The 14311-nt window shown below is 72.9% G+C and carries 13 protein-coding genes and 3 tRNA genes; 5 read left to right on the top strand and 11 right to left on the bottom strand.

Features of this window, described 5'->3' with window-relative positions:
* Positions 1 to 127 precede the first annotated feature (127 nt).
* On the bottom strand, positions 128 to 1579 hold the full coding sequence (locus SZN_RS18305) for an FGGY family carbohydrate kinase (protein WP_007497145.1): 1452 nt from the start codon (positions 1577 to 1579) through the stop codon (positions 128 to 130).
* A 151-nt stretch (positions 1580 to 1730) separates the two neighbouring features.
* Positions 1731 to 2039, bottom strand: coding sequence for a YtxH domain-containing protein (locus SZN_RS18300; RefSeq protein WP_007497143.1), 309 nt, complete (start codon positions 2037 to 2039; stop codon positions 1731 to 1733).
* Between the two features lie 155 nt (positions 2040 to 2194).
* On the opposite strand from SZN_RS18300, the gene SZN_RS18295 reads away from it, so the two are divergent.
* The 3 genes from SZN_RS18295 to SZN_RS18285 all read left to right on the top strand — a co-directional run bounded on the left by SZN_RS18295 (position 2195) and on the right by SZN_RS18285 (position 2603).
* A tRNA-Asn gene (locus tag SZN_RS18295) sits at positions 2195 to 2267 on the top strand.
* Between the two features lie 5 nt (positions 2268 to 2272).
* A tRNA-Asn gene (locus tag SZN_RS18290) sits at positions 2273 to 2345 on the top strand.
* Positions 2346 to 2526: 181 nt separating this feature from the next.
* A tRNA-Ile gene (locus tag SZN_RS18285) sits at positions 2527 to 2603 on the top strand.
* Between the two features lie 47 nt (positions 2604 to 2650).
* On the opposite strand, the gene SZN_RS18280 is transcribed toward SZN_RS18285, so the two are convergent.
* The 6 genes from SZN_RS18280 to SZN_RS18255 all read right to left on the bottom strand — a co-directional run bounded on the left by SZN_RS18280 (position 2651) and on the right by SZN_RS18255 (position 9150).
* Positions 2651 to 4390 (bottom strand): VanW family protein, encoded by a 1740-nt coding sequence (locus SZN_RS18280; protein WP_007497141.1) that lies wholly within the window; start codon positions 4388 to 4390, stop codon positions 2651 to 2653.
* Between the two features lie 190 nt (positions 4391 to 4580).
* Positions 4581 to 5717, bottom strand: coding sequence for a DUF475 domain-containing protein (locus SZN_RS18275; RefSeq protein ID WP_007497139.1), 1137 nt, complete (start codon positions 5715 to 5717; stop codon positions 4581 to 4583).
* Between the two features lie 2 nt (positions 5718 to 5719).
* On the bottom strand, positions 5720 to 6115 hold the full coding sequence (locus SZN_RS18270; RefSeq protein ID WP_007497136.1) for a universal stress protein: 396 nt from the start codon (positions 6113 to 6115) through the stop codon (positions 5720 to 5722).
* Positions 6116 to 6141: 26 nt separating this feature from the next.
* Positions 6142 to 7644, bottom strand: coding sequence for a tripartite tricarboxylate transporter permease (locus SZN_RS18265; RefSeq protein ID WP_007497135.1), 1503 nt, complete (start codon positions 7642 to 7644; stop codon positions 6142 to 6144).
* Between the two features lie 7 nt (positions 7645 to 7651).
* A complete protein-coding gene (locus SZN_RS18260) occupies positions 7652 to 8179 on the bottom strand; it encodes a tripartite tricarboxylate transporter TctB family protein (RefSeq protein ID WP_244313382.1) in 528 nt (175 codons plus the stop codon).
* 8 nt (positions 8180 to 8187) lie between these two features.
* Entirely contained in the window at positions 8188 to 9150 is a 963-nt protein-coding gene (locus SZN_RS18255; RefSeq protein ID WP_208865819.1) for a Bug family tripartite tricarboxylate transporter substrate binding protein, read from the bottom strand.
* A gap of 151 nt (positions 9151 to 9301) precedes the next feature.
* On the opposite strand from SZN_RS18255, the gene SZN_RS18250 reads away from it, so the two are divergent.
* Positions 9302 to 10969, top strand: coding sequence for a sensor histidine kinase (locus SZN_RS18250; protein ID WP_043731553.1), 1668 nt, complete (start codon positions 9302 to 9304; stop codon positions 10967 to 10969).
* Positions 10966 to 11646 carry a response regulator gene (locus SZN_RS18245; protein WP_007497126.1) on the top strand — a complete coding sequence of 227 codons (681 nt, stop codon included), beginning with the start codon at positions 10966 to 10968 and terminating at the stop codon, positions 11644 to 11646. The genes SZN_RS18250 and SZN_RS18245 overlap by 4 nt, the downstream gene beginning before the upstream one ends.
* A 93-nt stretch (positions 11647 to 11739) precedes the next feature.
* Here SZN_RS18245 and SZN_RS18240 read toward each other — a convergent pair whose 3' ends face one another.
* The 3 genes from SZN_RS18240 to SZN_RS18230 all read right to left on the bottom strand — a co-directional run.
* Positions 11740 to 12030 (bottom strand): DUF1876 domain-containing protein, encoded by a 291-nt coding sequence (locus SZN_RS18240; protein WP_007497124.1) that lies wholly within the window; start codon positions 12028 to 12030, stop codon positions 11740 to 11742.
* 428 nt (positions 12031 to 12458) lie between these two features.
* Positions 12459 to 13493 carry a rod shape-determining protein gene (mreB, locus tag SZN_RS18235; protein ID WP_007497119.1) on the bottom strand — a complete coding sequence of 345 codons (1035 nt, stop codon included), beginning with the start codon at positions 13491 to 13493 and terminating at the stop codon, positions 12459 to 12461.
* A 255-nt stretch (positions 13494 to 13748) separates the two neighbouring features.
* Positions 13749 to 14311: carboxyl transferase domain-containing protein (locus SZN_RS18230; protein WP_007497118.1), on the bottom strand; the 563-nt coding region annotated here is incomplete at its 5' end.

Here is a 14311-nt window from a genome sequence, read left to right as displayed (position 1 = left end):
CACTCCGGCGGTGTTACCCCAATCGATTAATCCGTCGGGCCCGCCGCGTACGGCCTTCCGGGTGCGCTTCCTACCGGTCTCTTACCTTCAGGGCCCCTGTCCGCGCCCCCCGGCACCGCCCCCGCCCCTACAGCAGGAACGCCCCCGGGTGAGTCTGCTCCCGCACCGAGACGTACTGCTGGCGCACCGCCTGCCCCACCGCCAGCTCGTCGCCGGGCTCCAGGACCTGGGCCGCGGCGCCCTGCCAGACGGGCGGGGTGCGCGGGTCGAGGGAGCCCTGCGACACGCCGAGCGCCCAGGCGGCCTGCCGGGCCGCGCCGCGCGCCGCGTAGTCGGCCGGCTGCGGCACCACGACCTGCGCGCCGAACAGCGCGGGCGCCGCCGCCTGCACCGCGGGCAGCTCGGCGACGGCGCCCAGCAGGAACACCCGGCGCACCTCCACGCCCCGCCCGCGCAGCACGTCGAGCGCGTCCGCGAGCCCGCACAGCATCCCCTCGAACGCGGCCCGCGCCAGATGCTCCGGCCGCATCGACTCCCGCCGCAGCCCCGCCAGGGTGCCCGCGGTGTGCGGCAGGTTCGGGGTGCGCTCGCCCTCCAGATAGGGGAGCAGGACGAGCCCGTGGGCGCCCGGCGTCGACTTCGTCGCGAGGTCGGACAGGGTCTCCAGATCGGGGACGCCGAGGAGTTCGGCGGTGCCGCGCAGGGTGCGCACCGCGTTGAGGGTGGTGACGACGGGCAGGTGCATCCCGGTCGCGTCGGCCAGGGAGGTGATCATGCCGGAGCCGTCGACGAGCGCCTCGGGGTGCACGGCCATCACCGACCCGGACGCGCCGAGCGACACCACGGCGTCGCCGAGCCCGATCCCGAGCCCGAACGCGGCGGCCATCGTCTCGCCGGTCCCGGCCGAGATCAGCAGCCCCTCGGGGGTCGTACCGGCCGCCTCCGCGGGCCCGATCACCTCGGGCAGCATGGCCTGGTGGCCGAGCGCCAGCTCCACGAGGTCGGAGCGGTAGAAGCCGGCCGCCGCCGACCAGTAGCCGGTGCCGGAGGCCCCGCCGCGGTCCGTGGTCCTGCGCACGGGACGGCCGAGCAGCTGCCACACCAGCCAGTCGTGCGCCTGGAGCAGGACGGCGGTGCGCGCCGCGTTCTCCGGTTCGGTCTTCGCCAGATAGCGCAGCTTGGTCACCGGCTGCGCGGCCTGCGGCACGGAGCCCACGGCCTGCGCCCACGCCGCGCGTCCGCCGAGCGCGTCGACCAGGTCGGCCGCCGCGACCTGGGCCCGCCTGTCGCCGCCGACCAGCGCCGGCCGCACGGTGTTGCCCTGGGCGTCCAGCGGCACGAGCGCGTTCTGCTGCGCCGACACGCCGATGGCCTGCACGCCTTCGAGAAGCCCGCCGCCCGCCGCCTCACCGAGGGAGAGCAGCCAGACCTGCGGATCGACGTCGGAGGGCCGGCCGCCGTCCGGCGACTCCACCGGGTGCGCGGCGTACCCCTGCCTGAGCACGGCCCCCGTGTCCGTGTCGCAGACGACGATGCGAGTGAAATCGGGCGAACTGTCCAGCCCGGCGACTATCCCCATGGCCCAAATTGTGCCGCAGCGTTGCGCTTGCTCGGTCAGTGGGCGGCGTGGGGGTACGTGTGGGGTTTCGGGTACGGGTGGTGCGCGGCCCGCGACGCGGTGCGCCGCGCCCCCGCGGAGCGCGGCGCGACCGGTGCGCGTGCGGGGGGCGTCAGGTGTTGCTGGTGCCCCAGTCGTCCTCCGCGCCGCCGTTGTGGGCGCTGCGCTCGCGCAGACCGCGCACGCGCTGGCTGACCGACTCGGGGACCCGGTCGCCGACCTTCTCGCTGACCGTGTGGTACGCCTTGCCCGCGAAGTGACGCCCCTGCTGGGCGGCCGATTCGGCGGTGTTGCGCACGGCGGGGTTCTGCGAGATCCCGCGGGCGGTCTTCTTCAGCTGCTCGTAGCGCTCGCGACCGGCGCGTGTGCCGAAGACGTAACCGACGGCGAGTCCGACGACGAACGTGAGCCGGTAGCGCATGGCGGCCACCCTTTCCCTTGTAGGTCCCTGCGGCGTCGACGCCCGGGGGGAACCGATTGGCGGAGCACCCCCCTGCTTGCGCTAATGTATGTGTCGCAGCGAGCGCACGCCCTCTGGCGAATACCCAGGCAGGTACGTTCGATGCAACGAGGCATTCCTCCGTAGCTCAATTGGCAGAGCAGCCGGCTGTTAACCGGCAGGTTACTGGTTCGAGTCCAGTCGGGGGAGCTCGGTCCTCCGTAGCTCAATTGGCAGAGCAGCCGGCTGTTAACCGGCAGGTTACTGGTTCGAGTCCAGTCGGGGGAGCATGCTGAACGAGGACCCCCGAAGGGGTCCTTTTTCATGTCCGGACCCCGCGCGCGGGAACCGCGCAGGTCGCGGGGGCAGTCCATGGGGGCAGGCGAAGTCGACCACACGAGGCAGGAGATCGTATGAGCGGCTATGCTGCGGCAGACGGCGCGCACACATGTACGCGACACGCCGCTATGGGGCGGTAGCTCAGCCGGTTAGAGCAGCGGACTCATAATCCGTCGGCCGTGGGTTCGAGTCCCACCCGCCCCACCACGCACCCTCGGTGCAGAAACGATGCCATCGGTCAGGGGCGGGCGGCCTCAGCCGCAGACGATCTCGTCGCGCGGCGTGTAGCGCGTGCGGAACGGCTCGCGTCTGATCACGTCCCCGTCGCGGACGAAGACCCGCCGCACGGTCACGTCGAAGCCCTCCAGCGGAGTCTGCGGCACGCACTGCGGGCTCGAACTCCTCTTGCGCTCCGGCTGCCTGATGTTGGAGCGCGGCCCCTTCTCCGAGCCGATCTCGTCGTACTTGCGGGTGCCGAGGAAGGTGATCGTGACCGAGGTGTCCGTCGAGCGGGCCTGGATGTAGAGGGCCTTGCCCGAGTCGTTGGCGAACTTCAGATCCAGGCTGCCCCAGGCCACCGTCGCCTCGCGGCCCTCGGGATAGCGCTCGATGTAGAACGAGTGGGCGCTGTACTCCACCGGTTTGACGCCCGCGAAGAACATCGCGTTGAAGACGGTCGTGGCGACCGCGGAGACCCCGCCGCCGGGAGCCTTGGTGAACTCGTCGTTCAGGATCATCACCCCGTCGACGAAGCCGTTCTCCTTGGTGCGTTCGCCGACCGTCCGGTTGAAGCTCCAGGTCCGGCCCGGCAGCACCACGGAGCCGTCGATCAGTTCCACCGCGCGGCCGATGTTGCGCGTACGGTACGGCGCGGGCTCGAAGTTGACGGTGAACGAGGACATCCGCTCGCGCAGCCCCAGCCGCTCGATGTTCGCCCGCGTCACCTGCGGCTCCTCCACGCGGGTGGCGATCACCCCGCTGCGCGCCGCGCCCCGCCTCGTCAGCAGCGGCAGCACCGCCTTGCCCAGCGCCTTGTCGGTGACGACATGACCGGGCCGGCCGTCCCGGGCCACGCCGACCCGGTCACCCACCAGGCGCAGTTGCGCGTTGCGGGCCCGCGAGGGCAGCTCGGACAGCGGGCCGTCCACCGCCCGGTCCGCGCGCAGCCCCTTGCTGTCCAGCCGCGGGGTGAGCCGGCCGGCGGAGTCCGCGCGCAGCGTCAGGTACCCGCCCAGCACGGACGGCTCCACGGTGAAGCGGCGGCCCGCCGCGGTCAGGGTGACGGGGGCCGACATGGCCGGCTCGGCGAACTCGCGCACCGCGCGGCGCAGCTCGGTCCCGGTGACCTTCGGCTCGCGGGCGCGGGCGGGCAGGGCCGTCACGGCGCCGGCGTCGCCCCGCGCGAAGGCTTCGCGCAGCGGGCCGAGCGCCGCGTCCGTGTTCAGGGAGTAGCCCGTGCGGGGGGCGACCGTGCGGACCTTCCCGTCCTCGAAGGTCACGGCGCCCTCGCGGACCGGGGTGTCGGCCGACTCCGCCACCCGCTTCAGGGTGGCCGCGGCGCGTTCGCCGTCGACCCGTACGGCCGGTTCGACCGGTCCGCCCGAGGTGAACAGGCCGCCGATCACGGTGAACGGATCGACGGCGTCGGTGCGGGCCGCCCGGTCGGCGGTCGCGCCGTAGTCGAAGCCGAGGCCGAGCCGGCGGGGATCGATCCGGCCCTCGCGCCCGCCGACCGAGACCGCGAGGTCGCGTCCGGCGGCAGGGCCCAGCCGGTCCTCCAGTTTGCGCGCGGCCTCCGCGCGGCTGAGGCCGCCGATGGCCACGCCGCGCACCGTCGTCCCCGCCTCGATGTCCCCGCCCGTCAGCAGCAGCCCGGCGAGGTACAGGCCGCCGAAGCCCAGGGCGACGGCGCCGCCCGCCAGGGCGAGGGGCGGTGCGGAGGCCACGCGGGAGAGCACGGCCTTGGGCGGTACGGAGGGGACACGCAGGCGCATGGGGCTCCTGGGCGGACGAGGGCGATCGGCTGGACGGCGCGCGGTGCTCTGGGCGAGGCAAGCACATCCAGCTGGCCATGAACAGACGAAAACGTCTATGTCGTACACCACGCGGGGCGCGGATCACACCCGCGCCACAGTGCGGCGTGCTGGCATGATCCGCGCGGCGGGGCCCCGGACGTGACCGGAATCACGTCCCCGAACGGGCCTCCCCGCTCTCGCGCCCGTGCGCCCCGGCCGCCGCGAGCGCCCGGTTGCGGCGCACCGAGGAGAGGAAGGCCGCGGTGATCAGCACGACGCCGATCAGGCCCGTGACGACCTCGTTGATCTGGTATCGGATGGTGACCAGCAGGATCGTGGCGAGGGCACCGATGGCGTAGTGCGCGCCGTGCTCCAGATAGACGTAGTCGTCCAGGGTGCCCCGGCGGACCAGGTACACCGTGAGGGAGCGGACGTACATCGCGCCGATGCCGAGGCCGAGCGCCATCCAGAAGATGTGGTTGGTGACGGCGAAGGCGCCGATCACCCCGTCGAAGGAGAACGAGGCGTCCAGGACCTCCAGGTAGAGGAAGAGGAAGAACGCCGCCCGCCCGGCCAGGGTGCCCACGGTGACCTGCCGCCCCTGCGCGCGAGCCCGCTCCTCCTCCTCGTGCTCCTGCTCCTCCTCCGCCTCGATGCGGTTCTCGAAATGGGAGGAGAGCCCGCCGACCGCCAGATACGTGATCAGCCCCGCGATGCCGGAGAGCAGCACCGTGCCGGACTTGTCGGCCTGCCCGGTGCTGACGTGCGCCTGGGTGGCCAGCGTCAGCGCGGAGACCAGCAGGACCGTCAGCGCGACGCACACCGACAGCATGTCGATCCGGCCGAGCCGGGCGAGGGGCCGCTCCAGCGGGCCGAGCCACTTGATCTCGCGGTCCTCCAGGATGAAGTCCAGGAAGATCATGAGCAGGAACATGCCGCCGAACGCCGCGATCGACGGGTGGGCGTCGGTCACCAGGTCCTCGTAGCGCGCGGGGTCGTCCAGGGCGAGGCGGACCGCCTCCAGGGGCCCGACCCGGGCGCTGACGGCGACGATCACGACCGGGAACAGCAGCCGCATGCCGAACACCGCGATCAGGATGCCCACGGTGAGGAAGATCCGCTGCCAGAACGGATTCATCCGCTTCAGGACCCCGGCGTTGACGACCGCGTTGTCGAAGGACAGCGAGATCTCCAGGACCGCGAGGATCAGCACGATCCCGAACGCCTGCCAGCCCCACAGCCACGCGGCGAAGGCGAGACCGACCGCCGTCACGACGAACGACCAGCCGAAGGTCTTCAGCGCCATGCTCAGTCCGCCGCCTTCACGGCCAGCACCGGGCAGTCGACGCCCAGCAGGATCTGCTGGGCCGCCGAACCCATGATCAGCTTGCCGACCGCGCTGCGCCGGCGCAGTCCGATCACCACCAGCGAGACCTGCTTGGTCTCGGCGAGGTCGATGATCTCCTCGGCGGCGTCCCGGGCGCCCAGCACCTGGCGCACGTCGAAGTCGACGCCGAGCGCCGCGAGGTCGTCGCGCACCTGGGTCAGGTCGGGTTCCTGGGCGAAGCGGGGATCGACGTAGGCGTCGCCCCGGCTGGTGTTCACGACGAGCAGTCTCTCGCCGCGGCGGCGGGCCTCGTCGATCCCCGCGCGCAGGGCAGCCTCGCCCTCGGGTGAGGGGACATAGCCGACCAGGATGGTCATCTCGATCTCCAGAATCTCCAGAATCGTCAGGGAGTGCTTCGCGTGCCCGGCGGACGCAGGACGAACCTGCCTATCAGCGGCCACACGAGGACCAGGGCGATCACCGCGTAGACCGTGTACGACACCGGGCCGCCCAGCAGGCCCGACAGCTCGCCCCCGGAGAGCTGGAGGGAGCGCCTGCCCTGCAGCTCCGCCCGCGGGCCCAGGATCACCCCGACGATCAGCGGCAGCACCGGCAGCCCGAAGCGGCGCATGGCGAAGCCGAGCAGGCCGAGGAGGAGCAGGATGAACAGGTCCAGCGGCTGGGCGTTGACGGCGTAGGCGCCCATGGAGGCGAAGAACAGGATGCCCGCGTACAGGTAGGGGCGCGGGATCTGCAGCAGCTTCGCCCAGGCCGGGGCCAGGGGGAGGTTCAGCAGCAACAGCAGCAGGTTGCCGACGAAGAGGCTGGCGATGAGGACCCACACCAGACTCGCCTCGCGCTCGAACAGCAGCGGCCCCGGCTGGATGCCGTACGACTGGAAGGCCGCCAGCATCACCGCCGCGGTCGCGTTCGTCGGGAGGCCGATCGCCAGCATCGGAACCAACGTACCCGCCGCCGACGCGTTGTTGGCCGCCTCCGGGCCCGCCACGCCCTCGATCGCCCCCTTGCCGAACTCCTCGGGGTGCTTGCTCAGCCGCTTCTCCGTGGCGTACGACAGGAAGGTCGGGATCTCCGCGCCGCCCGCCGGCAGCGCGCCGAACGGGAAGCCGAACGCCGTCCCGCGCAGCCACGGCCGCCACGACCGCCGCCAGTCCTGCCGGCCCATCCAGGGGCGGCCGACCGGGACCACCTCGGCGGGCCGGCGCCGCAGATGCGCGGCCACCCACAGCGCCTCGCCCACGGCGAAGATGCCGACGGCCACCACCACGACGTCGATGCCGTCGGCCAGCTGCGGTATGCCGAGGGTGAGCCGCTGCTGCCCGGAGACCGAGTCGATGCCGACCAGGCCGATCGTCAGCCCGAGCAGCAGGGAGATGAAGCCCCGGATGCGCGAGGAGCCGAGCACGGAGGTGACCGCGATGAACGACAGCAGCATCAGCGCGAAGTAGTCGGGGGCGCCCAGGCTCACCGCGAAGTCCACGACGAACGGGGTGACCAGGACCAGCAGCAGGGTGCCGATGGTGCCCGCCACGAAGGAGCCGATCGCCGCCGTGGCCAGGGCCTGCGCCGCGCGGCCCGCCTTGGCCATCTTGTTGCCCTCGATGGCGGTGACCACCGACGACGACTCGCCGGGCGTGTTCAGCAGGATCGACGTCGTCGAGCCGCCGTACATGCCGCCGTAGAAGATGCCGGCGAACATGATGAACGCCTGCACCGGCTCCATGCCGTACGTCACCGGCAGCAGCAGCGCCACCGTCATCGCCGGGCCGATGCCCGGCAGGACGCCCACCGCGGTGCCGATCACGACGCCGATCAGGGCGAGCAGCAGGTTCATCGGGGCCATGACGTCCGCGAAGCCCTGCATGAGGTTGTTCAGGTTGTCCATCGCGGCCTCACAGGATTCCTTGCAGGACACCGGCGGGCAGGTTCACGCCGAGGCCGATCGCGAACGCGTAGAACGTCGTCAGGGACAGCGTCACGGCGATCAGCAGATTGCGTACGTAGTGCCGGTTGCCCAGCGCGAACGCCGTGCCCCAGAACAGCAGGGCGCCGCTGATCACCCAGCCCAGGCGCTCGATGAGCAGGGCGTTCGCCAGGAACACCGCGACCAGCAGGGTGACCGTGCGCCAGTCGCTGCCGGCCGACAGGTCCACGTCCTCGCCGGCCTCCGGCTCGCCGTGGCCGCCCCGGGCCACGTCCACGCCGTACAGCACCGCGAGCACCACCAGCAGCCCGCCCAGGATCAGCGGGACCGCGCGCGGCCCGACCGGGTCGATGCCGCTGGTGACGTGCGCGATGCCGAGGGCGTCCACGATCACCGCGGCGCCCAGCAGGGCGAGGAACGCGCACACGCCGTACTGCGCGCGGTCCCCGCCCTCCCGGGGCGGAGGGTTCTCCTCCACGGCTCGTTCGTCCTTCACGGGCGAGCTCATGCCAGGCCGAGCTCGGCCAGCAGGTCGGCGACCGCCTTGTCCTGTTCGGCCAGGAAGGTGCCGAACTCGTCGCCGGTGGCGAAGGCGTCGACCCAGCCGTTCTTCGCGAGCTGCGCCTTCCACTCCTTCGACGCCTGCATCCGGGTCATCGCGTCGACCCAGGTCTTCTTCTGCTCGGCGCTGATGCCGGGCGGTGCCACGATGCCGCGCCAGTTGGTGAAGACCAGGTCGATGCCGGAGTCCTTCAGTGTGGGCGCGTCCTTCAGCGCGTCGATGGGCTTCTCGCTGGTGACGGCGAGCACCCGGACCTGGCCGGCCTCGATCTGGTCGAGGAACTCGCTGTACCCGCTGGCGCCGAAGGCCAGCTTGTTGCCGAGGACGGCCGGCAGCAGTTCGCCGCCGCCGTCGTAGGAGATGTAGTTGACGTCCTTCGGCTTGATCCCGACGGCCTTCGCGAGCTGCATCGGCAGCAGGTGGTCGGGGCCGCCCAGCGACGAACCGCCGCCCACGGAGAGCTTCTTGGGGTTCTTCTTCCAGGCGGTGACGAGGTCGTCCATCGTCTTGTACGGGGAGTTCTTCGGCACGACGATCGCGCCCGCCTCCTCGATCAGCCGGGCGACCGGCGTGGTGTCCGTCAGGGTCGCCTTCGACTTCGAGGTGTACGAGGCACCGACGACACCCAGGCCCATCTGCATGGCCATCTTGCCGTTGCCCTTCTCGTTCACCAGGCGCTGCAGGCCCACGGTGCCGCTGGCGCCGGGCAGGTTGAACACCTGCACCCCGGAGGCGACCCCCGCGTCCTGCATGACCTGGGAGACGGTGCGGGCGGTGAGGTCGTAACCGCTGCCCGGCGTGTTGGGGACCATCAGGCGCAGGCCCGTCACGGGCTTGCCGGACCCGCCGGAACCCCCCGACCCCTCCTTCTCGGCGGTGGCGCCGCAGGCGCTGACCGCGGCCATCGACACGGCGGCAAGGGCTGCGACAAGTGCGGCTCGTCGACTTCTCATGGCTCATCTCTTTCGCTCGGCCCGATCCGGCGCCATGATTGTGCGGTTCCTGAGACACCCCGTCTCGGTTGTGTGACCATTGAAGGTTGAGTTCATAGTGGTCATGACCTCACGGCACCACAGACGCCAGACGCTCGCGGGCGCGCTGCTGCTCTGGCAGCTCGCCATCGTCGTCATCGTGCTGGCCGCCGTGGCCGCCGTCTCCCTCGCGCAGTCCCAGGCGACCTTCGACCGGGTCGAGGGACGCCGGGTGACCGCGCTCGCGGAGGAGATGGCGAGCAACCCGCTGGTGCGCACCCAGCTCGTGCGGCCCGCCCCCGCCGAGATGCTCGCACCCCAGCTCCAGTCCACGCTGACCAGGTCGGGGGTCACCTCCGCCACGGTCTCCGACGGCTCGGGGAAGATCGTCGCCTCGACCAACCCGACGCTGGTCGGCACCCGGATGCCGACCGGCGGTCCGCGCATCGCCGAGGGCCGCGGCTGGTCCGGGGAGCTGCCGGTCGGCGGCGTCACCGAACTGGTCGCCCAGGCACCGGTCCTCGGCGCCGCCGCGGGCGACCACCTCGGCACGGTGATGATCGGGCGCGCCTCGCCGTCCGTCTGGCAGCGGCTGGTCGGCGCCTCCTCCTACCTGCTGGTCTACCTGGGCGTCGCCAGCGTCCTCGGGGTGGCCGGCTCCTGGCTGCTGGCCCGGCGGATCAAACGGCAGACCTTCGGCATGGAGCCGCGCGAGATCGCCGGGCTCGCCGAACACCGCGAGGCGATGCTGTTCGGGATCGCCGAGGGCGTCGTCGCCCTGGACCCGCACCAGCGGCTGACCCTGGTGAACGCCGTCGGCCGGCGCCTGCTCGACCTGCCCGAGCACTGCGTCGGCATGAGCCTGACCGGCCTCGGGATCGAGGGACGGCTCTACGACGTCCTGGCCGGCACGGCGCCCGAGGGCGGGCCCGGCGCGCTCGCGCGGCGCGACGAGGTCGTCGTGCGCCGGGGCCGGGTGCTGGTGATGAACCGGATGGACGTCACCAAGGACGGCCGCCGCCTCGGCTCCGTGACGACCCTGCGCGACCGCACCGAACTCGCCCAGCTGGAAAGGGAACTGGGCTCCTTCCGCAGCACCACCGAGCTGCTGCGCGCCCAGGCCCACGAGTTCTCCAACCAGCTGCACACCATCTCCGGGCTCATCCAGATCGGCGAGCACGAGGAGGTCGTGCAGTACGTCCGCGCCCTGCGCAAGCACCGCGAGTCCCTCGACCTCGGCATCACCAGCCGGATACGGGACCGGGCCGTCGCCGCGCTGCTCATGGCCAAGTCGGCGCTGGCCGCCGAACGCAAGGTCCGGCTGCTGATCTCCGAACGCACCGCCCTGGACCGGCTGGAGCCGACCGACTCCGCGGACGTGGCCACCGTGCTCGGCAACCTCGTGGACAACGCCGTCGACGCGGCCACCGGCGCTCCGCCCGCCGGGGAGGACGACCGCGGCGCCTGGGTGGAGGTCGAACTGCGCCAGGACGCCTCCAGCGTGGAGATCGTCGTACGGGACTCGGGGCCGGGCGTCGCGCCCGAGCTGGCCCAGGAGGTGTTCTCGCACGGTTTCACCACCAAGGCCGCGGCCCAGGGCGGAGACCGGGGCATCGGCCTGGCGCTGACCCGGCTGGTGTGCAAGCGCCGGGGCGGTGAGGTGTCGGTGGCCAACACGCGCGAGGGCGCCATGTTCACCGCCCGGATGTCCGTCGGCCGCCCGGCCGACCGAGCGACGGAGACAGTGCGATGACCGAGGTGCTGATCGTGGAGGACGACTTCATGGTGGCGCGGATCCACCGCGGGTTCGTCGACGACGTCGACGGGTTCCGGGTGGTCGGCACCGCGAACTGCGGCGAACAGGCGCTCACCGCGGTCGCCGAGCTCCAGCCCGACCTGGTGCTGCTCGACCTCTATCTGCCCGACATGTTCGGCCTGGAGGTCATCCCCCGGCTGCGCACCGCCGGGCACGACTGCGACGTCATGGTGATCAGCGCGGCACGCGAGGCGGAGGCGGTGCGCGGCGCCGTGCGCCAGGGCGTCGTCGACTACCTGCTCAAGCCGTTCGACGCGCAGGACCTGCGGGCCCGGCTGGAGCGGTACGCCGCCCGGCGCAGCAACCTGTACGCGGCCGTCGTCAGCGGCCAGTCCGACGTGGACCGGGCCCTGGCGCGCGGAGCGGCCCCGGCCCTCGCGCCGGCCGCCCTGCCCAAGGGCATGAGCGTGGAGACCGCCGAGCTGATCGAACGGGAGCTGCGCGCGGCCGGCGGCACCCTCTCCGCCGCCGAGTGCGCGGCCCGGCTCGGCGTGTCACGCGTCAGCGCCCGCCGCTACCTGGAGCACTTCAGCGTCACGGGCCGCGCGGAGGTCTCCCTCCGCTACGGCCACGCGGGACGGCCGGAGCGGCGGTACGGGTGGGTGGAGGACTGAGACGGGGGCGGTTGACGGCGGGCAGGGCCGGCTGGCGGCGGGCAGGGCCGGCCGGGTGCGCGGGTCTGCCGACGCCGGGTGCGCAGGGGTGGTTCAGGGCCGCTCCCAGGCGCCGTCGTCCAGGGGGCCGGCCGATCCCGCGATGCCGTCGGCGGCGACGGCGCGCAGCCGCGTCGCCAGGTCCTCCAGGGCCCGGCTCGCGGCCAGTTCGTCGCCGATCTCCGCCACGGGCCGGTCGAGCGGGTTGCGGTGGGCGGCGCCCCGGCCGGTGACGGCCGGCGCGTCCCCCGCGGCGAGCACGGCCTCGGCACGGGTGTCGCCGCCGTCCTCGGTGATGCGGATCCGTACGGTCCACTGCTTGTCTTCCATCGAGATCACACCCATCGGAGTCCCTGTCGGCCGGACCGGACCGGACCTGACTTGATCTGACCGGACCTGACCGGAGCGCGGCCCGTCGGCGCGCCCGTCGCCCGCATCCGTCCGGAACACGTCCGCGGGGCCGGGCCGGGGTCGGTCGTCGCGGGCCCACTGACGAGCGTGCGCCTCTTCCCGGCCCCCGGCCGGCCCCGCCCGCACTTGCCGGCCCGCCGTCGAGGCATGACGGGTGCCTGGGTGGGCACGATGTGCCGAAAGGTTGCGGAGCGAAGGCCGGACGCAACGGACCCGAGGCACGAGGAGGGCGTCATGAACCGCCAGACCCACGTCCGTGTGCGCACCACCCGCAGGCCCGCCGCGCCCCGCGACACCCGCGGCGAGATCGACCGCCGGACCCCTTCGGGGCGGATCCTGCCGTACTGACGGCGGACCGCGCGTCAGGCCGCCGGGTCCAGTTCCAGGGGTTCGATCCTGCCCTCCAGCATCGTGCCCAGGCCCTGGACCGCGCAGACGTCGGGGCGTTCGGCGATGTGGACCGGCATGCTGGTGGCCTGGCGGAGCATCTCGTCGAAGCCGGGCAGCAGCGCGCTGCCGCCGACCATCATGATCCCGCGGTCCGCGAGGTCGGCCACCAGGTCGGGCGGGCAGTCCCGCAGGACCTTGCCGATGCTGTCGAGGACGGCCGTGAGCGGGGTCTGGATGGCGTCGCGGACGGCGGCCGTGTCGACCTGGACCGAGCGGGCGAGGCCGGTGCAGACGTCGCGGCCGTGGATCTCCGTGGAGGCGGGGCCCTGGGCGGTGAGTCCGTTGCCGGAGAGGGCGAGTTGCAGGGGCCGTACGTTCTGGCTGGGCAGCATCAGCTCGTGCTCGTGCCTGAGGTGCTGCACGATCGCGTGGTCCACGGCCTCGCCGCCGACGCGGACCCGCTCGGCGGTGACGATGTTGCCGAGGGAGAGCACGGCGACCTCGGTCGCGGCGGCCCCGCACACCATGATCATGCTGGCCTCGGGCTGCTCCACCGGCAGTCCGCAGCCCACGGCCGCCGCGATCAGCGTGTCCACCAGTTCGACGCGCCGGGCGCCCAGCCCGACCAGGGTCTCGATGGCGGCGCGCTGGGCGAGGGGGTCGGCGTCGTGCGGGGTGCAGACCGCGGCCCGCAGGAACGGCTTGCGGCGCAGGGCGCGGCGCACCTTGTCGCCGAGCAGGTGCCGCAGCATCCGCTGGGCCATGTCGATGTCGACGACCGTGCCGCCGGAGACGGGCCGTACGACACGGATGTAGTCCGGGGTGCGGCCGGTCATCCGCTCCGCGAACTCGCCGACCGCGATGAGGGCCCCGGTGCGGGTGTTCACGGCGGCGGCGGAGGGCTGGTCCACGACGAGGCCCGCGCCCCTCACGTAGACGCGCGTCCTGGCCGCCCCCAGGTCGACGGCGAAGTGGCAGCGTCGCAGCTGTTCCAGAGTGGCGGTCATGGGCGGGTCCTCCCGAGCGCGCAGACCGGGGGACCGCCGGGTGGGTGGCGGGCCTCGCCGGGGGCCGTCGGTGCGGCGGCCTCCCTCGCATCGTGCGCGGGGCGGCGAGGGGGGCGCCTTCTGGAGGGGGCCGGGCGGGGTGCCGCTGAATGGGGGTTTCTGCCGCTGATGGGCCGTCAGCTGGCGTGTCGGGACGGTGTGAGCGGCGGCCTTCCCGTAAAGGAGGGCCGTGCGGGCCCGGGGGGCGCGCCCCGGTCAGGGGCCTTGCAGGACGCCCCGGATCACCCCCAGTTCCACCAGGTCCTGCGGTCGCAGCCGCAGCTGGTCCGCGGTGGGCCGCACCTCGTCGGGGCCGCGCTTCAGGATCGCCGCCGCGAGCTCCGGCGCGATCACCGAGAAGTAGCTGTCCGGCGTGGCCCAGGTGGCGCCGGGCGCCGCCAGGGCCAGCGCGCCGCCCGAGCCGCCCTCGCCGATCAGCAGGCTGGTGACCGGGGTGCGCGCCGCCGCCATCGCCCCGAACAGGTCGGCGACGGCCGGCCCCACCGCCTGCCGCTCCGCCTCCGCGTCGTTCGCGGCACCCGGGGTGTCCACCAGGGTCAGCACCGGGATGCCGAGCCGGTCGGCCAGCCGGACGAGCCGGGCGGCGGTGCGGTACCCGGCGGGGCGGGTCGCGGTCCCGGTCTGCGCGGCGTAGGCGACCGTACGGCCCTCGTGCGCGCCGAAGCCGCACAGCATCCCGTCGGGGTCCGCGCCGCCGCAGCGGTCCCCGCCGAGGGTGACGCGCCGGGTGAAGTAGGCGTCGAGATAGCGTCCGGCGC

This window comes from Streptomyces zinciresistens K42 (genome assembly GCF_000225525.1).
Classification (GTDB): domain Bacteria; phylum Actinomycetota; class Actinomycetes; order Streptomycetales; family Streptomycetaceae; genus Streptomyces; species Streptomyces zinciresistens.
This window is presented reverse-complemented; position numbering and strand designations above follow the sequence as displayed.

Coding starts and splice junctions, on each gene's coding strand:
- SZN_RS18305 (WP_007497145.1), bottom strand. CDS start 1,579: ATGGGGATAGTCGCCGGGCTGGACAGTTCGCCCGATTTCACTCGCATC.
- SZN_RS18275 (WP_007497139.1), bottom strand. CDS start 5,717: ATGGCGCTGAAGACCTTCGGCTGGTCGTTCGTCGTGACGGCGGTCGGT.
- SZN_RS18255 (WP_208865819.1), bottom strand. CDS start 9,150: ATGGCCGCGGTCAGCGCCTGCGGCGCCACCGCCGAGAAGGAGGGGTCG.
- mreB (WP_007497119.1), bottom strand. CDS start 13,493: ATGACCGCCACTCTGGAACAGCTGCGACGCTGCCACTTCGCCGTCGAC.
- SZN_RS18270 (WP_007497136.1), bottom strand. CDS start 6,115: ATGACCATCCTGGTCGGCTATGTCCCCTCACCCGAGGGCGAGGCTGCC.
- SZN_RS18300 (WP_007497143.1), bottom strand. CDS start 2,039: ATGCGCTACCGGCTCACGTTCGTCGTCGGACTCGCCGTCGGTTACGTC.
- SZN_RS18265 (WP_007497135.1), bottom strand. CDS start 7,644: ATGGACAACCTGAACAACCTCATGCAGGGCTTCGCGGACGTCATGGCC.
- SZN_RS18250 (WP_043731553.1), top strand. CDS start 9,302: ATGACCTCACGGCACCACAGACGCCAGACGCTCGCGGGCGCGCTGCTG.
- SZN_RS18280 (WP_007497141.1), bottom strand. CDS start 4,390: ATGCGCCTGCGTGTCCCCTCCGTACCGCCCAAGGCCGTGCTCTCCCGC.
- SZN_RS18240 (WP_007497124.1), bottom strand. CDS start 12,030: ATGGGTGTGATCTCGATGGAAGACAAGCAGTGGACCGTACGGATCCGC.
- SZN_RS18245 (WP_007497126.1), top strand. CDS start 10,966: ATGACCGAGGTGCTGATCGTGGAGGACGACTTCATGGTGGCGCGGATC.